Origin of the sequence: Psychrobacter sp. AOP30-A2-5 (assembly GCF_052378115.1) — a bacterium.
Classification (GTDB): domain Bacteria; phylum Pseudomonadota; class Gammaproteobacteria; order Pseudomonadales; family Moraxellaceae; genus Psychrobacter.
Genome location: NZ_JBQSXK010000004.1, coordinates 86,866 through 105,985, shown reverse-complemented (window position 1 = coordinate 105,985; position 19,120 = coordinate 86,866). Strand labels below are relative to the sequence as shown.

Genomic DNA, 19,120 nt, shown 5'->3' with positions numbered 1-19,120 from the left:
TAATAGCAAAAATATTTATGAGATTGGGGTTTAATATTCAGCTCAATGCGTTACTATTACCACCTTATTCCGTTAGACCCTCATATTAGATACTCTGTATTAACACCATAAGAAAAGGATAGGTTATGCGCTATGAAGTGATCGTTATCGGTGCAGGTATGGTTGGCACGTCAGTCGCGTGGCATTTGCAAAAAAATAATTCAAAAGTACTGATGTTAGACAAGAAGTTGCCAGGGTCAGAGACCTCGTATGGCAATGCAGGATTGATTCAGCGCGAAGCCATTCATACCCATCCTTTTCCTCGTCAACTGACTGAGATGATCCGAGTATTACCGAACCAAGGCACTGATATTCGCTATCGTATTCCAGCAATTTTGCGTTACCATCAAGCGCTGCTACAGTACTGGAAATACTCTACGCCCGCTTCGGTCAAAAAAATAGAATCAGAATGGCAGACGTTGATCGCGCATTGTACCAGTGAGCATCAGACAATGATTTCAGCATCTGGTGCTGACGAGCTAATTACTCGTGACGGCTGGTTGCAATTGCATCGCTCGGAAGAAACGTTTAAAGAAGCACAAGCATCAGCCATTGATGCGCGCAATCAAGGCGTTGAGCATAACGTACTAAACCTTGAAGCGCTAAAAGCCATGGAGCCTAGCGCTAATTTTGAAGGTTTCGTTGGTGCGATTCATTGGAAAAACTCTTGGCAAGTATCGAACCCAAGCTCGCTAGTAAAAGCCTATGCGAAAAATTTCCAAGAGATGGGCGGTACAATTAAAGAGAGCGATGTAAAAGAAATCGTACAAGACGGTGAAGGTTGGAAAATCATTACTGATAATGACACTTATTATAGTGATAAGTTGGTTATCGCAGCAGGTCCATGGTCTAATGATTTGATCAAGCCACTTGGCTATAATCTGCCATTGTTCCCAATGCGTGGCTATCATCAGCATTTCAAAGTGACAGAAAAGAACACCATCAATCACAGTATGTTCGATATGGACAAAGGCTTTGTGATGGGTCCAATGCAGCAGGGTATCCGTATCACGACTGGTGCTGAGATGACCACGATGGATGCACCAAAGAACTTTGGCCAATTAAAAACGGTTCTGAAGCTGGCAAGAAAAATCTTACCATTAGAAGATGCGGTTGAGAGCGAAGCATGGGCAGGATCACGTCCTTGTATGCCTGATATGAAGCCAGTTATTGGTCCTGCAGACAAGCATGAAAAACTATGGTTTGCCTTTGGTCACAGTCATCAAGGCTTTACTTTAGGGCCGATGACAGGACGTCTCGTTGAAGAGATGATTCATGACAAGCCATTATTAGTAGATGTTGCGCCATTCAGTGCCCAGCGTTTTTCTAATTAACAGCGCATTTGACAGATTTAGCACAGACTTAAATTAATAAATTGAAGGTATATAACATGATAAAGAAGCTGCATAGCAATCAACGTATGAGCAAAACTGTAATTCATAACCAGACTATCTATTTATGTGGTCAGGTAGGTAATGCAGAAGACGATATCAAAGCGCAAACATTGACTTGTTTGGAAAAAATCCAAACCTTGTTAGAAGAAGTGGGTAGCGATAAATCAAAACTACTGTCAGTAACGGTTTGGATAAAAGACATGGCAGACTTTGCTGCTATGAATGAAGTCTATGACCAGTGGTTTGAAGGCATTCAGCCGCCAGCTCGTGCTTGTGGCGAGTCTGCATTGGCACGTCCTGAGCTGTTGGTTGAGATGATTGCAATCGCCGCTGAGTAAGTAATAGATAGATTGATTGTAGTAGTTGTTTAAAAAAGGCCATGATAGCGATATCATGGCCTTTTTCGTGCTTGGTACATAATCTGGCTCGAATGCTATTATGGACGGTTAATAAAAAAATAACAGTAGCTAAGTAGGTGGCAGCCACAGCTGTAGTTAACATCCTTTCCATACGGCTTGACGCTTTTCAATAAAGGCGTCAATACCTTCACTCACATCGTCTGCCATCATATTACAAGTCATCACTTCACTGGCATAGTCATAAGCATCTTCGACGCTCATATTCAATTGCTTATAAAACATATCTTTGCCAGTTCTTACCGCTACTGGAGATTTGGTAGTAATCGCCGTTATCAACGATTGCAAGACTTGCTCTAATTGTCCCGCTGGCGCTACTCGGTTAATCAATCCATATTGCAAAGCAGTATGTGCATCGATAAATTCACCAGTAATCAGCATCTCAAACGCTTGCTTACGAGGTAGATTGCGACTGACTGCAACGGCAGGCGTAGAGCAAAAAAGCCCAACGTTTATCCCTGAAGTGGCAAATTTGGCTTCATCAGCGGCAACGGCTAAATCACAGGCGGCGACTAGTTGGCATCCTGCTGCTGTCGCGATGCCTTGCACTTTGGCGATCACGACTTGCGGCATACGGTTAATAGTGAGCATCATGTGACTGCATTGTTGGAATAGGGCGCGCTGAAAGGCTTCATCTGAATGTGCGCGCATCTCTTTTAGATTGTGACCTGCACAAAACGCTTTACCATTTGCTGCAATGACGACTACACGGATATTGTCATCTTGAGCGATACTGTCCAGTTCCGCTTGTAGCGCAGAGAGTAGCTCAACGGATAAGGCATTGAATTGCTTTGGTCGGTTTAAGGTGAGAGTGACCACGCCACTTTTTCTATCGTCTTTTCTAATAACGAGAAAGTCGTCCATGTCTAAGGCAACGTCAGAGTTTGTCATTTATCATCCTTGATAATGGGTTGTTTCATTTGGTAGATGCTATGTATAGCTACCTAAATAGTAGCATGGCTTACCTCTTATATAATAGGTTGCTCATGTAGAAAGCGGACAAATAAAAATAGCGATCTCATATTCTGAGGTCGCTATTTGTTTATCAGTCAGATACAAGTCAAGGTTGGATTAAGCTGTGTTTACACTGAGCTTAGTATGCGCCTTCGCTATAGATAAGCTCGTAGCTGTGGCTGTATATCTCGACGATATTGCCAAATGGGTCTTCCATATAGATCATGCGGTAAGGTTTTTCACCAGGGTAATAATAGCGTGGTTTTTCCATACGCTTTTTACCGCCAGCTGCAACGATGCGCTCAGCCAACTCTTCAACATTTGGATCTTGAACGCAGAAGTGAAAGATACCTGTTTTCCAATATTCAAAGTTATTTTCAGGGTTTTCTTGATTTTTAAATTCAAAAATCTCAACACCGATACGATCACCAGTAGATAGGTGAGCAATACGGAAGCTGCCCCAACCTGAACCGAATACTTCAGTACACATCTCACCAATCGGGCTATTATCTTCAACAATCTCAGTTGGTTCCATGATGGTGTACCAACCCATTACTTCAGTATAAAATTTTACGGCGGCTTCTAGGTCGGGAACTGAAAGGCCAATGTGCGAAAAACTCCTTGGATAAACGTTGTTCATAGCTTTTGCTCCTGTTAGTTGTACTCTTATTTAACGTGAGGCCAGTATACAAACATAAGATTATTATGTAAAATTATCAAATATTATATAAATAATTATGTATCGTAATGATAAATATCACATGGTTGCGCACTTTTTGTGCGCTTGCCGAGTTCGGGCACTTCACTCGTACGGCTGAACGCTTACACATGACCCAATCTGGCGTGAGTCAGCATATACGTAAGCTAGAAGATCAGTTGGATACAGACTTACTGATTCGTCAAGGAAAGCAGTTCTCATTGACCAATGCAGGTGAGCAGCTCTATGAAGAAGCAGGCGAGATATTGCAGCGCTTATCAAATCTGGAGCAGCGCATCGGTGAAGATCCTCATTATGAAGGATTGGTGCGTTTGATGTCGCCTGGTAGTGTGGGACTCAAGCTATATCCGCAGCTTTTGACCTTACAACAGCAGCACCCAAAGCTAGTGATTGATTATCGCTTTGCCCCAAATTCTGATATTGAGCGGGCACTGGCTAATCACGAGATTGACATTGGTTTTATGACGGATGTCTCAGATGATGAAACGGTTAGTTGCAAACCTATGGCGCAAGAAGCGCTAATATTAGTGACACCTGCAACTACGGTAGAGCCGAGCTGGGAGCATCTCACCGAGCTTGGCTTTATTGATCATCCAGATGGTGCCCATCATGCAGGCATGCTACTGACTGCCAATTATGAGCAATTTCAACACATCAATGATTTTGAGAAAAAAGGCTTTTCTAATCAGATAGGTTTAATCTTAGAGCCAGTCAGCAGAGGAATAGGCTTTACCGTATTACCTGCACATGCAGTGGCTGCTTATCCAAAGCCTGAGCTGATTAAAAGCCATCATCTGCCTGTTGCCGTTAGCGAGACGCTATATCTTGCGGTAAGACGACAGCATGCACTCTCTAATAGAATGCATACTGTCATTGATGAAGTAACGAAATGGCTATAGATATTTTGAGAATAAATGATAAATGCAAAGCTATCAAAGGTTAAATAGCTGTGCATTTAATAGAAGTCGCTTATTTAATAAACTATCGTTATTTCAAGTTTTGCCCAAGTTTGATACTTGCAGCGATATTGACAGCAGTTGTTTCAATATTGTCATAAGCCTGACTCAGTACGTTTTCGATGGTATCTACTTTTTGAATACTGGGCATGATGACCTCGAACTGGCTAGTTTGCGCAGGTTTGAGTCCGTCAACACTACCGCAAATAGCAATGACTGGCGTATGGCTGGCTTTGGCAAGCTGACTGATGCCACCTGCCACTTTACCCATGGCTGTTTGCGCATCGAGCTTACCTTCACCAGTGATGACGAGATCAGCCTCTGCGATATGCTGTGACAGGTGAGCCACCTCAGCAACTGTGTCAAAGCCTGATTTTAGCTGAGCTTGAAAGAACGTCATCATCGCGTAGCCAAGACCACCAGCTGCTCCAGCGCCTTCGACATGTTGGCAGTCCTCATAACCGTGATGACCGCACATGGTGGCAAAGTGACTGAGTGCTTTATCTAAAGCTTTTACTTGCTCTGCACAAGCGCCTTTTTGTGGACCAAATACTGCGCTCGCACCCAAAAGACCACATAATGGATTGGTCACATCACAAGCGACTTCAAATACTGTGTCTAATACCTTTGTATGAAGATTTATATTATCAAGCCTATGTAGGCTGGCAAGTGCGCCACCACCATGAGTGAGTAGAGTGTCATCGATATCGTGAAATGTGATGCCTAATGCCATTAGCATGCCAAGACCTGCATCATTGGTTGCACTACCACCTAGACCAATCACGATACGTTTAGCCCCTTCTTCTAACGCATCAGCAATCAGCTCGCCGACACCGTAACTGCTAGCAATCACAGGATTGCGTTCACCGCTTGTCAATAGATGTAACCCGCAAGCTTGAGCAACTTCGATGACGGCCGTAGCGTCGGGCAATAACAAATACTTTGCCGTTATCGGTCTCATCAGTGGATCATTGACCACCACTTCTTTCCAGCGTCCACCCAATACATAAGACAGTACCGCAGACGTGCCTTCGCCGCCATCAGCCATCGGCAGTAGCTTATAATCAGCCTCTGGAAACACTTGGCTGAAGCCAGATTGAATGGCGCGGCAAACATCCAGTGCGTCTAAGCTTTCTTTAAATGAGTCGGGAGCAATTAAAATTTTCATGAATGTCTCTTTGAATCTCTTTAAATAAATACCAACGTCAATAACCAGATAAATACAATACTGGTCACACCTTGAATACCAGTGGCCATCGAATGAGCTTTGTACGCTTGTGCCACACTCATACGGCTGAACTGACTGACAATCCAAAAGAAGCTGTCATTAGCATGAGAGATTGTCATTGCGCCCGCACCGATTGCCATGACACAGAATACACGGCCCAGCTCACTGTCTAGACCAATTTGATCAAGTAGAGGCGCTACCATTGCAGAAGTGGTGACCAGTGCAACTGTGGTCGAGCCTTGAGCTGTCTTTAATGCAGCAGAAACGATAAATGGCATAAAAATACCCAGTCCTAGTGCGGATAAAGTCGTACCCAAATAGTCGCCAATCGGTGTGACTTTTAACATCGCACCAAACGCACCACCTGCACCCGTAATCAGTAGAATAGGGGCCGCAACTACTAAGCCTTGTGAGATACTATCGCTGATTTGCTGGGTTTTTTGCTCGCTGTTAATCAGTAAGAAAGACAAAAATAGACCAATAAGTAATGCGGTGAGCGGATTACCGATAAATACAAGAATATCTGTCAATGTTCCACTGCCAAACGGCGCGCTTGGGAAATTGGCAACAGAGGACAGGCAGATTAATATGATAGGCACAATGATAGGTAAAAATGCCATGGTCGCTGACGGCAAATGGCTATACTCGTCGCGAGTTTTCATGCCTTCAGGCATTGCTGCTGCCGGTGCGTCTGCTGCATTTATATTGTCAGGAGTCGCATTGAGGAAACGATTAGACCACCACCAGCCAGCCAATACTGCCACAGCAGTCACAACCACACCGACCATGATGACCAGACCTAGATTTGACTCTAGTCCTAAATTGCCTGCGGCGGCAATCGGACCTGGCGTCGGCGGTACAAAGGTATGAGTGGCATACAGACCAGTCGCTAGAGCGATACTCATTGCCACGCTAGAGACATTTAAACGCTCAGCCAACGACTCTTTAAGAGAGTTTAGGATGATATAGCCTGAGTCACAAAATACGGGTATTGATACCACCGCACCGACGATAGACATGGTCAAAGTAGGGAAGCGAGGTCCCAATACTTTGATGACTGATTCTGCCATCACGATAGCAGCCCCAGTTTTTTCCAGTATCAAGCCAATAATAGTACCAAATACAATCACAAGGCCAATGTAACCTAAAATACCGCCAAAGCCATCAGAGATGGTTTTAGCAACGGTATTAAGCGGCACTTGGTAAAATAGCGCTACTAAAAAGGCTGATAATATCAATACTAAAAAAGGATGCCACTTTAACTTTGCTGTGGCAAAAATAATAAAAAGAATGGTCAGCACAAGCCAAAATACGATCATTACTGTCTCTACATGTAGGGTTGATAGCGATAATTGTGGATGCTGCTACTGAGCGATTATTTCATTAATAGCAGCATCAATAGGTATATGGATTTTTAAAGGGGCATATTCTATAGTAAATCCAAGCTGCTAGTGAATCTATTCGGCTCATATTTGATTTTATTCATGGTAAAGCTTAGATACTCTGCTAGTATGTGCTTTTTGCTTCACACGTACCATTATCAGGATGCCTACCTTGACCATATTTACTGCGCCTACTATAGCCAATATAGAAAATGATGAATTACGTCAGCAGCTACAGCAGATTATAGACCTAAAAACCAAGCCGCTGGGCGCGCTTGGGCGAATAGAGGCACTCGCTGTGCAGTTGGGTATGATTCAAGGAACGATCACACCGCATATTGAGCAAGCGCAAATACGAGTGTTTGCGGCAGACCATGGTTTAACTAAGCATGGTACATCAGCGTTTCCTAGTGCTGTCACTGCGCAAATGGTTCATAATTTTTTGCAAGGTGGTGCCGCCATCAACGTATTGGCACGCCAGCATAATATTGAGTTAAAGGTTGTTGACGCTGGGGTGAATGCCGACTTTGCTCCTCATCCAAAATTGCTAGATTACAAGGTTCGTCATGGTAGCCGAGACGCGCTAACAGAGCCTGCAATGACAGAAACAGAATGTTTGGCAGCGCTAAAAAATGGCATGAAAGTCGTCAAGAATCTAGCGGGTAATCTGTTGATTGTTGGTGAAATGGGCATTGGTAATACCTCAGCGGCGAGTCTACTGCTGGCGAGATTGGGTGATGTACCACTTGCTGATTGTATCGGTCGCGGTACAGGACTTGATGATGCAGGATTAGAGCATAAGACGGATATTTTGACGCAAGTATTAGAGTGTCATCAACAGGCACAAGCACCGTTTGATGTACTCGCTGCATTGGGCGGGCTTGAGATTGCGATGATGGCGGGTGCGCTGATTCAGGCTGCTAGTGAACGGCGTATTCTCCTGATTGACGGTTTTATTGCCAGTAGCGCATTATTGGTGGCTGAACGCCTAGCGCCCGGTGTTGCTCAATACGCGATTTTTGCTCATCATTCTGTTGAGCCGGGGCACGCGCATTTATTGAAATCACTAAATGCTGAGCCTTTACTTAATATGGGCATGCGCTTAGGCGAGGGTAGCGGGGCTGCGCTCGCGTATCCATTGTTGCAATCCGCTTGCGCCATTATCAATGAGATGGCAAGCTTTAGTGACGCCGGTATCAGTGAGCAAAACAACTGATGTCAAGCTCATCATCAAAGCTGTCTTTATTGCAGCGCCTCCGTTATGAAGCCCGATTAATATTGGTCGCCGTTCAATTTTTAACCCGAATACCTGTACCGTCATTTAAGCATTATGATCCGCAATGGTTGCATCAGAGTAGCCGCCATTTCCCCGCAGTCGGTTTACTGGTTGGCTTACTCTGTGCTGGCGTGTTTTGGCTGGGCAGTCTGTTATTTACGCCCCTAGTTGCTGCAGTGCTGAGCACAGCTTTTGGAATTAAGCTCACTGGCGCTTTTCATGAAGATGGTCTGGCGGATAGCTGTGACGGTCTAGGCGGTGGTCTGACTCGCGAGCGCACACTGACTATTATGAAAGACTCACGCCTAGGTACTTATGGTGTATTAGGTTTGGTGTCGGCGCTATTACTCAAAATCAGCTTACTTGCCTCAATGCCCTTAACGATGGCTGTCATCGCGCTTATCCTAGGACATACCGCGTCGCGTTTACTTTGCATTAGCCTGCTGTCTTTACTGCCTTATGGTGGAGAGATAGAACACGCAAAAGCCAAACCGATGGCGCAGCAGTTGACGCCAATACAAGGATTATTAAGCAGTGGCTGGCTAATATTGGCTATTATTTTAGTCGCACTTATATTTCCCAATACGATGCAGCAGATTGGAATGGGTCAATGGTTGTTAGCCATGATACTGGCGCTGATAGCCACTGACTACATGCGACGTTTATTGCGCAGGCGCTTGGATGGTTACACGGGCGATGGGCTCGGCGCGACGCAGCAGCTTAGCGAAATTGCTATTTATATCGGACTGGCTGCTTCTATACCCTTTATTTAAATCAAATCGTCAACAAGGAACATACTCATTCATGATTCTCTATATTTGGCGTCATCCCAAACCGATGAATACTGAAGGAATTTGTATTGGACAAACTGATATCGGCGTCGATAAACGTAAGTTGAAACGTCTTGCCAATAAAATCGAGCGCTTTGTGCGTTTGCATCAATTGCCAAAAATAATTTGGGTCAGCCCCTTACAACGTTCACTAAAAGTCGGGCAAATATTAGCGCAACGTGGTTTTGAGTGTCGCGTCGCGCCTGAATTGGCTGAGATTCATTTTGGCGAATGGGATGGATGTCGGTGGGCGCAAATCACTAAGCAAGAGATTGATGAGTGGTGTCATAATTTTGCATATTTTGCGCCCAGTCATGGAGAGAGCTTACAGCAGCTATTTGAGCGTGTTGAAGGTTGGTTGATTAAGGTTTCAGCTGAACAAAAAGATAGCCCAGTATTAGTCATCGGTCATGCAGGCTGGATAAATGCGGCCAAGATAATAGCTGCTGACCAAGAAGTGCCGAAAATAGCCGCTGAGTGGCCGCGCTCTGTCGCATATCTGTCCTGTAATCGTATTGATATTTAATTAAAAAATCGGCCATTATGCTAGCTTTCAGCTTGTAGCTCATCGATTTTTTCAAAATAGGCTCTCTCGTTTTCTGCTAATCCTAGGTTCGAATCAAAGCTCACATAAATGCCTCTATCATCCAGTGTTGCATACCAGTGGTCTGCATCATTATCGGTTAGGATTTGAAAGTATTTATTATTAACGATTCTACCCACCTTATAAATTTCACCTTCGCTATAAAAATGATTACCTTGGGTACAGCGTAATTTGTCGTCAGTATTTATCATGTCATTGCAGCCTATCGTTATCTAAATAAAATCTATCAATCAAATACAACGAGCATATCAACTCAGGTGACAATAATAAAGATGACTTTATAGGTAGTATCTTATTGTTAAGTATAGGCTTTCCAAGCTATTTATTACAAATAGTTGCTAGAATATATCGCTGTTCAAGATACCTGATAAAATCATCAATTAAGCGCGATAGCAAAACGCAAAAAAGCCAGCAACATGACGTTACTGGCTTTTTTAGACTAGATCTAGATATTCAAAAAATTACTCTTCTGAATAATCTTCGTTCTCGTCTTCAACTTCTGTTGCTGACTCTTCGTTGTCGCCATCTTCAGAAAGAATGGTAACTAAAATAGTAGCGGTAACGTCATGATGTAGCTGAATATCAACATTGTATTCGCCAACTTGACGTAAAGTGCCTTCAGGAAGCTTGATTTCAGCACGGTCTACTTCTAGACCTGAGTTAGTCAATGCTTCAGCAATATCGCGAGTACCGATAGAGCCGAATAGCTTGCCTTCGTCGCCTGATTTAGCACGCATGATGACATTAACGTCAGTTAGCGCATCAGCACGTTCTTGAGCAACAGCTACTTCTTTGGCTTCTTCAGCTTCAAGCTCGGCACGACGTGCTTCGAACTTTTCAATGTTAGCTGCAGTAGCAGGTAGTGCTTTACCCAAAGGGATAAGAAAGTTACGTCCGTAACCTGGTTTCACATCGACAGTTTCACCGAGTTTACCAAGGTTGACGATACGCTGTAACAAAATAATTTGCATGAGTCATTCCTAGTTAAAATTAACGGTTAACCCTGATGGTTATCAGTGTATGGAAGTAGCGATAAATAACGAGCTTGCTTGATAGCAGTAGCTAGTTGACGCTGATATTTAGTAGATGTACCGGTAATGCGGCTTGGTACGATTTTACCATTATCACTGATGTACTGTTTTAGCAATTCAACATCTTTATAATCGATGTGAGTGATGCCTTCAGCAGTGAAACGGCAGAATTTGCGACGGCGATAGAAACGTGCCATGAGTATTCTCCTTTAATTAGTCTTCACTGTTGTCGTTGTCGTCATTATCGTTTTCACGACTGTCTGGACGACGAGTAGTTGCTTTGCGTGCGCGTTTTTCATCGGCATTCTTGGCTAACTGCGACTCTTCAGTGACAGCGTCGTCACGGCGCATAACTAGACTACGAATGATCGCGTCGTTATAACGGAATAATTCTTCAAGTTCAGCTAAAGTTTCACCGTCAGTTTCAATGTTGAAAAGAACGTAATGAGCTTTGTGAATCTTGTTGATTGGATATGCCAATTGACGGCGGCCCCAATCTTCTAAACGATGGATAACACCGTTGTTGTCTTGAACCAACTTGATATAGCGTTCAACCATGCCGACCACTTGGTCGCTTTGGTCTGGGTGTACAAGTAACACCAGTTCGTAATGTCGCATTATGACTCCTTACGGATTAGTAGCTATTAACCCTATGTTAATAGCAAGGAGATTTATAAGGTAAGCCCGATTTCTAGCTATTATTATGAATAAATAATAAGAAATAAGCTTAGTTTATAAAGCGCCGTATTATAACAGTACTTAGCAACTAACACAAAGGTTAATCACTAAGCCACCGTTAGTAAATTATAACAATAATTAAAAATGCTCGGTTCATAAAAAAGCAGCGATATCACGCTGCTTTTTTATCAAAATAATAAGATGGATTGCTAGTAAACAAGCTATTTTATTTTCGGTTCTTTCACTAGCTGACTGCTATCTGCTTTTACCACCAAAGTTTTGGCCAATTTGTCATGCCAGCCGATATTTTCAGGGCTTTTTGAGGCCATGTAATAATGAATAGCAATAATCACGAACCCTAGGAAGCTGGTAAACGAAAACAATAAGTTATAAATAATAAACAATAACAAAGTACGCACACCAATAAGCTTGGTAAAAGAGGGCAGCCGATGAGTGGTTTGATCCACCACGCGAATACCCGTAATCAGCTTACCGAGTGACTGACCACGCAGTGTGATAAATACCAATTGTAGCGCAAATAAGCCAAATACCATCACTTGCGACATCATCAATGTGCTACTAGGAAGACTCTCCATCAGTGTCATTGAATACTGATAAGCCGCATCCATGTCTTGGATATTTTGGAATTTGGTATAATCCACATCCATTTTTGTCAATGCCATCACTAGCGGAAAAATAGCCAGTAGATAGAGTAATCCATTGATGGCTGTTGCTAATACTCGCGACATAATCGGTGCAAGTACCACATTGCCGACGACTTTGTCTTTGCTAGACGCAGCCTGATTGCTATTAGCCTTGTTTAGTGACACATTATTGTGCGGTGTTTGCTGACGATTGGTGGTCATGTCAGCTTTCATATTTTTATCCGTGTCTTTCGGACGTTCAGGCTTGCCATACAATCTATCTAATGAAACTGATTTGCTATCCGAGCTATTGCTAGCGTTATCTTCAGGTAAAACAGTTACATTATTGATAATAGAGTCATTAACCTGAGGCTTGCCAAGGTTGGTAGGTCGATAAACCGTTTGATTATTGGTCAAGTTACCGACACGCTGCCATTGGTCTAAGCCTTCATGCCACACCAAATCATCCAGCAGTACTTCACCAGATGCCAACATGATATTCAGCTGCTCCAAATTGTAGGGACCAGCTTGTATGTTATTTCGAGCAAGGAAAATCTGCATAATTGCCTGCATAGTTAGTCATATCTTAAGTCACTATATATGATACATAATATTAGGGTCTATTTAATATTTTTCAAATAGACCCTAATCATTGTTTCTTTAATGACTGTGTGAATTACTGCTGTGACTGAACGTTAGGGCTTACTTCGCTTCTTCACCAGCTAAGAAGAACCAAGTATCTAGTACAGAATCAGGGTTCAACGACACTGAGCTGATACCTTGCTCCATGAGCCAGAACGCGAGATCTGGATGGTCTGATGGACCCTGACCGCAGATGCCGACATATTTGTTTGCTTTACGGCAAGCATCAATCGCCATGGTCAATAGTTTCTTAACCGCAGGATCACGCTCATCAAATAGATGTGAGACGATACCTGAGTCACGGTCAAGACCAAGTGTCAACTGAGTCAAGTCGTTAGAGCCGATTGAGAAACCATCGAAGTGCTCTAGGAATTCATCTGCCAACAGGGCGTTGGTTGGTAGCTCACACATCATAATAACACGTAAACCGTTTTCGCCACGTTTTAGACCGTTTTTCTCAAGTAATTCGATGACTTCTTTGGCTTCACCAACGGTACGAACGAATGGAATCATAATCTCGACGTTGGTCAAGCCCATCTCATCACGTACGCGTTTTAGTGCTTTACACTCAAGCTCAAAGCAGTCACGGAAGTTGTCAGACACATAACGACTGGCACCGCGGAAACCAAGCATTGGGTTTTCTTCTGATGGCTCGTATAATTTACCACCAAGCAAGTTAGCATATTCGTTAGATTTAAAATCTGACATACGAACGATAACTGGCTGATCCATAAAGGCAACGGCTAGCGTTGAGATACCTTCAACCAACTTATCCACGTAGAAATCTACCGGTGAGGCATAACCAGCGATACGCTCTTGGATGGCTTGGGCAATTTCGCGTGGCAAGCTGTTCATGTTCAGTAGTGCTTTTGGATGCACACCAATCATACGGTTGATGATGAATTCTAAACGCGCAAGACCAATACCTTCGTTTGGCATTTGCGTGAATGAGAAGGCACGATCTGGATTACCAACGTTCATCATTACTTTGAAGGCAAGCTCTGGCATAGACTCAACAGAGTTGGTCTGTACTTCAAAATCAATTTGGCTTTCATAAATGAAGCCAGTATCACCTTCGGCACAAGAAGCAGTTACGTCTTGACCATCAACCAATAGCTCAGTCGCATTACCACAACCAACAATGGCTGGAACACCTAGCTCACGAGCGATAATCGCTGCGTGACACGTACGACCACCACGGTTAGTGATGATAGCAGAAGCGCGCTTCATGACTGGTTCCCAATCCGGATCCGTCATGTCTGATACCAGTACATCACCTTCTTGTACTTTATCCATCTCATTTAAGTTGCTAACGATACGGACTTTACCTGAACCGATACGCTGACCGATTGAACGACCTTCACACAATACTTTAGCGTTAGTCGTGTCGATGATATAACGTTCCATAACATTGCTGTCTTGGCGGCTCTTAACGGTTTCTGGACGCGCCTGAACGATGAAGATTTCGTTGGTATCGCCGTCTTTTGCCCACTCGATATCCATCGCTTGGCCATAATGCTTTTCGATTGTTACGGCTTGTTTAGCAAGAGAGGTTAGCTCTTCAGTTGATAATGAGAACTGCATACGATCTTGCTTTTCAACATCGACAGTTTTTACTGATTTAGTGGTGCTACCTTCATCACCATAAACCATTTTCTTATGCTTGCTGCCTAGGTTACGGCGAATCACCGATGGTTTGCCATTGGCTAGTAATTGCTTAGAAATATAGAATTCATCTGGGTTAACCGCACCCTGTACAACCATTTCACCTAGACCATAGCTTGAGGTGATAAAGACCACTTGATCAAAACCGCTTTCGGTATCTAGCGTGAACATCACACCCGCCGCGCCAGTTTCTGAGCGAACCATACGTTGTACAGCAGCAGATAAGGCAACGCCTTCATGCTCAAAGCCTTTATGGACACGATAAGAGATGGCACGGTCGTTATAAAGAGATGCAAATACTTCTTTAATTGCAATTAGGACGTTATCAATACCGCGAATGTTTAGGAAAGTCTCTTGCTGACCCGCAAATGATGCATCTGGCAAATCTTCGGCAGTCGCAGAAGAACGTACAGCAACCGCGATGTCTTCGCCGCCGCTCATCGTTTCAAACGATTGACGTACTTCTTGCTCAAGATCACTTGGCAGCTCTTGCTCAATAATCCAAGTACGAATCTTTTTACCCGTTTCTGCAAGTTTTTTGACATCATCAACATCTAGCGTTTTTAGTTCGCTGTTGATTTTGTCAAGCAGGCCAGTTTCATTCAAAAAGCGGTTAAATGCATTTGATGTGGTGGCAAAGCCGCCTGGTACACTAACACCCAAATCAGACAAATGGCTGATCATTTCACCTAATGAGGCGTTCTTGCCGCCGACCATTTCAATGTCGTCTTTTCCTAGCTGATCAAGATTGATTACAAGTGCTGTAGATTGCGCTGCCATGATAACTCCAGAAAATAAGGTTATTTAGTAAAGATTATAACGGTGAATTATACCGCTATATTTGGAGAATTTCGAGGGGTTGAACCAATATTTTTGTCAAAAAGATACAAATTGTGGGCTTTGCTACATAATTAATAGAAGGTTATTCATTTTTCTATTTTTGAGATGACGTAAAAATGCGAGTAAAGACGACTCTAATTATCAAGATATGTTTGTAAATCGGTTGATAAATAGAGGATTTAAAATAAATAACAGAACAGCTTTAGGATATTCTTATAATATTTGCCTTTATATATAGCAGGTAATGCTGCGCTAGTATGAGTAACCAGTCAGCACAATAATGGTTATTAATCGGTATGATAAGATTAAGGGCACTGTGGCTTTCTAAGTGTACGCCTGTAACATTGATTTCTATTAGGTCGCTATTATGCGTATAATGTAGAGCATAAATAGTAGCGGTTTATCCTGATATAAATGTGCAATATTAGCGCTTATACAAAACGAAAATTACGTCTGAAAATCAAGTCTAAAGCCGATCAAAAATAAAAGCCAAATGAAGATTACCATTGTGTTTTCAATCGAGGTGCCAACGTTATGTACTCAAGTAATCCAGCTGAACAACTGAATCCCACTATTCAAAATCGCAACGCATTAAACTTAGACAGCTCTCAAGCCGTTCGAACCGCGTTTTTTATCTCAGATGGCACAGCGATTACCGCGGAGACACTTGGCCGCGCTATCTTGAGTCAGTTTGCTTCAGTACCTTTTGAAACACGAGTGTTGCCATATGTCGATAGCTTAGAGCGTGCAGAAGACGCCGTTGAGCAAATCAACATGGCGTATCAACGAGATGGTCTGTTGCCATTAGTCTTTGATACGATTGTTAACCCTGATATTCGTGAAAAGATCAATTCTGCCCAAAGCTGTAACTTGGATATGTATGAGGGTTTGATAGGTCGCGTCGCTGAAGAAACGGGTGTGGAGCCTGACGGACATTCGGGTCATGCACACGACGATGTGGATTCTGAGACTTATAAAGAACGTATCGACGCGGTGCATTTCGCTTTAGACAATGATGATGGTGCGCGTACGCGTCATTACGATGCGGCCGATATTATTTTGGTGGGCGTATCGCGTTCAGGCAAAACACCGACTTCTTTATACTTAGCCTTACAGTTCGGTATTCGAGCAGCAAATTATCCTTTGACCGAAGATGACTTGTACGATAATCAATTACCAAAAGCATTGCGCGAGCACAAAGACAAGCTGTTCGGTCTATTGATCGATACCGATCGTTTGGTGAAAATCCGTCAAGAGCGCCGTGCGGGCAGTCGTTATTCAAGCTATCAGCAATGTCAGCAAGAGCAGCGGGCGATACAGGGGATTTACATCACGCATGGTATTCCAAGCCTTGATGTCTCTGAGATGTCCGTTGAAGAAATCGCTACGCGTATCTTGCAGATGACGGGTCTCAAACGCCGTATCGGCTAATAAAATATAAGCTATCAATGAATGGCTTGAATCAATTAATTATTTAGTAATAACGGTTTAGCAATAACGATTGCTCCAAAAAGAACCATTATTTAAAGCATCACTATTAATAATCATTTAATACCATCTCATTATCACATAGAGAATATTATGAGTTCATCTTATAAGTCTAGCAAGACCCCTTTATTATTGGCCAGCTTGCTGAGTGCGGTCAGTTTACTGAGTGCTTGCCAAACGTCACCTTTTTCACGTGAGCCAGTGCCTGAGCCACGTTATATCCCAACCATTGTATTGGGTGAAGCGCAAACGCTAACAATCATGCCCAATCGTGTGGCCTGTGCCTCGGCATTACCGATGCAGTGTTTACTGGCCAAATCAAGTAAAGATGGCAGCGTGTTTCAGGTACCTTATGATTGGATTGATGACTTTAAACCAAGCCTTGGCACAGAATATGTGATTAGTGCGCGTCCGCAGATTGATGAGGGACAGAAAAGCGCGACTGGGCATTGGACACTGCAAAATATTGTGTCACAACGTATGGTGGGCACGCCTTAGTCGTGTGGTTTTGACTCAAGCAATTATTGATTCATACACAGTCTAAAAATCAAATAAATAAGTAAATGTAAAGAGGACACGATGGGAACTAAAAAACCAAGCGACGCGACCAATGATATTGGTAAAGACATTCATACCGAAGTATCAAATAAAGAAAGCGGTCGCGTGCCGAATCCTGAACATACTGAAGGCAAAAATAAAAAACAAAATATTGAACAAACCCATGAGCAGGTCACTGATGATGTCATGCACCATCCTGATCTTATTAATCCGCTCGATGATACGCGAATCGATATCAAGTCTGGTTATACGAAAGATTCACGTCGCTTAAAAGGCGATAACCACGAGTATGAGTATGATGCGGTCGTTTTAGGAGCAGGTCCTGCTGGCGAAGCGGCAGCTATGAAACTGACTAAATCTGGCAAAAAAGTGGTGGTCATTGATCCACGTGATCAGGTAGGTGGTAACTCTACCCATGTGGGTACGATTCCAAGTAAAGCACTGCGCCAATCGGTATTTAACCTCATTAACTTTCGCCGTGATCCTATGTTTACCAAGGCGATGGAGTACAAGCAAGTTCCTCTAAATAGAGTGCTTGCCAATGCTCGAAAAGTCATTCGCAATCAGGTTAGTACGCACACACGATTCTATGAACGCAATCGCATTGAAGTGATTCAAGGTTGGGCAAGTTTCATTGATGCTCATACTTTGCGTGTTGAAACCGATGACAATGTCTTTGAAACCATTACCTTTAATAAAGCCATCGTAACGGTTGGTAGTCGTCCTTATCGCCCTGAAATTTTAGACTTTAACCATCCGCGCGTTTTTGATTCTGATAAAATTTTGCAAATGGATTATGTGGTCAAAAAAATTATCATCTATGGTGCGGGCGTGATCGGTTGTGAGTATGCCTCTATCTTTACGGGTCTTGGTTATAAGGTTGATTTGATTAATAACCAAAATCAATTGCTCAGTTATCTCGATAGCGAGATTAGCGATGCTATCGCGCATGACTTTAGACAATTTGGCGTATTGATTCGTAGTAATGAAGAGATTGATCATCTTGAAACGCATGACGATTATGTCGTCTTGCATCTAAAGAGTGGTAAGCGCATCAAATCTGATGCCATTCTTTGGTCAAATGGTCGCTCAGGTAATACGGAAGGTTTAAACTTAGAAGCGATTGGTCTAAAAGCAAACAGCCGTGGTCAATTAAAAGTTGATGATACCTATTGTACTGAAATCGAAAATATCTATGCCGCAGGCGATGTGATTGGCTGGCCATCTTTGGCTTCTGCCGCTTATGACCAAGGACGCTGTGCGGCGGCCTTTATGGTCGGTGATAGCGATGCGGAACCAGTGTCAAGCGTGCCAACTGGTATCTATACGATTCCTGAAATTTCTTGTATCGGTAAAACTGAGCAAGAGCTAACCGACGAAAAAGTCCCATACGAAGTGGGTCAAGCATTCTTTAAGCATTTGGCACGTGCACAAATCATTGGTGAACGCTCAGGCGTACTAAAGATTTTGTTCCATCGTGATACGTTAGAGATTTTAGGCATCCATTGCTACGGTAACCATGCATCAGAGATTATCCATATTGGACAAGCCGTGATGAAGTGTAAGAGCAATAATACACTTGAGTACTTTGTGAATACTACTTTTAACTATCCAACGATGGCAGAAGCGTATCGCGTGGCGGCACTAAATGGTCTTAATCGTGTTTTTTAAGTGATAGAATATTAAAACGTTATAAATAAAAAAGCGCCTGCTATTTAGCAGGCGCTTTTTTTGATTCAGGATTATTGATTTGGCTTTTATTGATGGCAGTCGCTAA

19 protein-coding genes are annotated in these 19,120 nt (G+C 43.1%); 9 read left to right on the top strand and 10 right to left on the bottom strand.

The genetic code is table 11. The features are described from left to right. Positions 1-125: 125 nt before the first annotated feature. Both ACT3S4_RS05010 and ACT3S4_RS05005 read left to right on the top strand, forming a co-directional pair. On the top strand, positions 126-1,373 hold the full coding sequence (locus tag ACT3S4_RS05010) for an NAD(P)/FAD-dependent oxidoreductase (RefSeq protein ID WP_109590201.1): 1,248 nt from the start codon (positions 126-128) through the stop codon (positions 1,371-1,373). 59 nt (positions 1,374-1,432) lie between these two features. Then, on the top strand, positions 1,433-1,771 hold the full coding sequence (locus tag ACT3S4_RS05005; protein WP_055124581.1) for a RidA family protein: 339 nt from the start codon (positions 1,433-1,435) through the stop codon (positions 1,769-1,771). 156 nt (positions 1,772-1,927) lie between these two features. Here the strand turns inward: ACT3S4_RS05005 and ACT3S4_RS05000 are convergent, their stop codons facing one another. Continuing rightward, entirely contained in the window at positions 1,928-2,740 is an 813-nt protein-coding gene (locus tag ACT3S4_RS05000; RefSeq protein ID WP_444760591.1) for an enoyl-CoA hydratase, read from the bottom strand. A gap of 202 nt (positions 2,741-2,942) precedes the next feature. After that, positions 2,943-3,443, bottom strand: coding sequence for a lactoylglutathione lyase family protein (locus ACT3S4_RS04995; protein WP_055124259.1), 501 nt, complete (start codon positions 3,441-3,443; stop codon positions 2,943-2,945). Positions 3,444-3,550: 107 nt separating this feature from the next. Here ACT3S4_RS04995 and ACT3S4_RS04990 point away from each other — a divergent pair, with 107 nt between their 5' ends. Next, entirely contained in the window at positions 3,551-4,420 is an 870-nt protein-coding gene (locus tag ACT3S4_RS04990) for a LysR family transcriptional regulator (RefSeq protein WP_444760590.1), read from the top strand. A gap of 88 nt (positions 4,421-4,508) precedes the next feature. On the opposite strand, the gene ACT3S4_RS04985 is transcribed toward ACT3S4_RS04990, so the two are convergent. Next, a complete protein-coding gene (locus ACT3S4_RS04985; protein WP_444760589.1) occupies positions 4,509-5,645 on the bottom strand; it encodes a glycerate kinase in 1,137 nt (378 codons plus the stop codon). 20 nt (positions 5,646-5,665) lie between these two features. Then, positions 5,666-7,024: a GntP family permease gene (locus ACT3S4_RS04980; protein WP_201553679.1), complete on the bottom strand. Its 1,359-nt coding sequence runs from the start codon at positions 7,022-7,024 to the stop codon at positions 5,666-5,668. 226 nt (positions 7,025-7,250) lie between these two features. Here ACT3S4_RS04980 and cobT point away from each other — a divergent pair, with 226 nt between their 5' ends. The 3 genes from cobT to ACT3S4_RS04965 are packed head-to-tail and all read left to right on the top strand — an operon-like array spanning position 7,251 to position 9,719. Further along, the gene (cobT, locus tag ACT3S4_RS04975) at positions 7,251-8,303 is read left to right on the top strand and encodes a nicotinate-nucleotide--dimethylbenzimidazole phosphoribosyltransferase (RefSeq protein WP_444760588.1); all 1,053 of its coding nucleotides are present in this window, start codon (positions 7,251-7,253) and stop codon (positions 8,301-8,303) included. After that, positions 8,303-9,136, top strand: a complete 834-nt coding sequence (gene cobS, locus ACT3S4_RS04970) for an adenosylcobinamide-GDP ribazoletransferase (protein ID WP_444760587.1) — start codon at positions 8,303-8,305, stop codon at positions 9,134-9,136. The genes cobT and cobS overlap by 1 nt, the downstream gene beginning before the upstream one ends. 31 nt (positions 9,137-9,167) lie before the next feature. Continuing rightward, entirely contained in the window at positions 9,168-9,719 is a 552-nt protein-coding gene (locus ACT3S4_RS04965; RefSeq protein ID WP_444760586.1) for a histidine phosphatase family protein, read from the top strand. A gap of 20 nt (positions 9,720-9,739) precedes the next feature. Here the strand turns inward: ACT3S4_RS04965 and ACT3S4_RS04960 are convergent, their stop codons facing one another. The 6 genes from ACT3S4_RS04960 to ppsA form a co-directional block, all read right to left on the bottom strand. Next, on the bottom strand, positions 9,740-9,988 hold the full coding sequence (locus ACT3S4_RS04960) for a hypothetical protein (RefSeq protein WP_055124252.1): 249 nt from the start codon (positions 9,986-9,988) through the stop codon (positions 9,740-9,742). Between the two features lie 270 nt (positions 9,989-10,258). Beyond that, positions 10,259-10,768, bottom strand: a complete 510-nt coding sequence (gene rplI / locus ACT3S4_RS04955) for a 50S ribosomal protein L9 (RefSeq protein WP_045446903.1) — start codon at positions 10,766-10,768, stop codon at positions 10,259-10,261. Positions 10,769-10,794: 26 nt separating this feature from the next. Further along, positions 10,795-11,025, bottom strand: coding sequence for a 30S ribosomal protein S18 (gene rpsR / locus ACT3S4_RS04950; protein ID WP_010198808.1), 231 nt, complete (start codon positions 11,023-11,025; stop codon positions 10,795-10,797). Between the two features lie 16 nt (positions 11,026-11,041). After that, positions 11,042-11,446, bottom strand: coding sequence for a 30S ribosomal protein S6 (gene rpsF / locus ACT3S4_RS04945; protein WP_045446907.1), 405 nt, complete (start codon positions 11,444-11,446; stop codon positions 11,042-11,044). Between the two features lie 281 nt (positions 11,447-11,727). After that, on the bottom strand, positions 11,728-12,723 hold the full coding sequence (locus tag ACT3S4_RS04940) for an RDD family protein (RefSeq protein ID WP_444760585.1): 996 nt from the start codon (positions 12,721-12,723) through the stop codon (positions 11,728-11,730). 129 nt (positions 12,724-12,852) lie between these two features. Next, the gene (gene ppsA / locus ACT3S4_RS04935; protein ID WP_055124250.1) at positions 12,853-15,237 is read right to left on the bottom strand and encodes a phosphoenolpyruvate synthase; all 2,385 of its coding nucleotides are present in this window, start codon (positions 15,235-15,237) and stop codon (positions 12,853-12,855) included. 594 nt (positions 15,238-15,831) lie between these two features. On the opposite strand from ppsA, the gene ppsR reads away from it, so the two are divergent. The 3 genes from ppsR (at position 15,832) to sthA (ending at position 19,014) form a co-directional block, all read left to right on the top strand. Next, positions 15,832-16,728 (top strand): posphoenolpyruvate synthetase regulatory kinase/phosphorylase PpsR, encoded by an 897-nt coding sequence (gene ppsR / locus ACT3S4_RS04930; protein WP_045446910.1) that lies wholly within the window; start codon positions 15,832-15,834, stop codon positions 16,726-16,728. 150 nt (positions 16,729-16,878) lie between these two features. Continuing rightward, complete coding sequence (locus tag ACT3S4_RS04925; protein WP_045446913.1) at positions 16,879-17,283, top strand: DUF4377 domain-containing protein; 405 nt, start codon at positions 16,879-16,881, stop codon at positions 17,281-17,283. A gap of 81 nt (positions 17,284-17,364) precedes the next feature. Beyond that, entirely contained in the window at positions 17,365-19,014 is a 1,650-nt protein-coding gene (gene sthA, locus ACT3S4_RS04920; RefSeq protein ID WP_045452107.1) for a Si-specific NAD(P)(+) transhydrogenase, read from the top strand. Positions 19,015-19,120 lie beyond the last annotated feature (106 nt).

Coding starts and splice junctions, on each gene's coding strand:
- ACT3S4_RS05010 (WP_109590201.1), top strand. CDS start 126: ATGCGCTATGAAGTGATCGTTATCGGTGCAGGTATGGTTGGCACGTCA.
- ACT3S4_RS05000 (WP_444760591.1), bottom strand. CDS start 2,740: ATGACAAACTCTGACGTTGCCTTAGACATGGACGACTTTCTCGTTATT.
- ACT3S4_RS04995 (WP_055124259.1), bottom strand. CDS start 3,443: ATGAACAACGTTTATCCAAGGAGTTTTTCGCACATTGGCCTTTCAGTT.
- ACT3S4_RS04990 (WP_444760590.1), top strand. CDS start 3,551: ATGATAAATATCACATGGTTGCGCACTTTTTGTGCGCTTGCCGAGTTC.
- ACT3S4_RS04985 (WP_444760589.1), bottom strand. CDS start 5,645: ATGAAAATTTTAATTGCTCCCGACTCATTTAAAGAAAGCTTAGACGCA.
- ACT3S4_RS04980 (WP_201553679.1), bottom strand. CDS start 7,024: ATGATCGTATTTTGGCTTGTGCTGACCATTCTTTTTATTATTTTTGCC.
- cobT (WP_444760588.1), top strand. CDS start 7,251: ATGCCTACCTTGACCATATTTACTGCGCCTACTATAGCCAATATAGAA.
- cobS (WP_444760587.1), top strand. CDS start 8,303: ATGTCAAGCTCATCATCAAAGCTGTCTTTATTGCAGCGCCTCCGTTAT.
- ACT3S4_RS04965 (WP_444760586.1), top strand. CDS start 9,168: ATGATTCTCTATATTTGGCGTCATCCCAAACCGATGAATACTGAAGGA.
- ACT3S4_RS04960 (WP_055124252.1), bottom strand. CDS start 9,988: ATGATAAATACTGACGACAAATTACGCTGTACCCAAGGTAATCATTTT.
- rplI (WP_045446903.1), bottom strand. CDS start 10,768: ATGCAAATTATTTTGTTACAGCGTATCGTCAACCTTGGTAAACTCGGT.
- rpsR (WP_010198808.1), bottom strand. CDS start 11,025: ATGGCACGTTTCTATCGCCGTCGCAAATTCTGCCGTTTCACTGCTGAA.
- rpsF (WP_045446907.1), bottom strand. CDS start 11,446: ATGCGACATTACGAACTGGTGTTACTTGTACACCCAGACCAAAGCGAC.
- ACT3S4_RS04940 (WP_444760585.1), bottom strand. CDS start 12,723: ATGCAGGCAATTATGCAGATTTTCCTTGCTCGAAATAACATACAAGCT.
- ppsA (WP_055124250.1), bottom strand. CDS start 15,237: ATGGCAGCGCAATCTACAGCACTTGTAATCAATCTTGATCAGCTAGGA.
- ppsR (WP_045446910.1), top strand. CDS start 15,832: ATGTACTCAAGTAATCCAGCTGAACAACTGAATCCCACTATTCAAAAT.
- ACT3S4_RS04925 (WP_045446913.1), top strand. CDS start 16,879: ATGAGTTCATCTTATAAGTCTAGCAAGACCCCTTTATTATTGGCCAGC.
- sthA (WP_045452107.1), top strand. CDS start 17,365: ATGGGAACTAAAAAACCAAGCGACGCGACCAATGATATTGGTAAAGAC.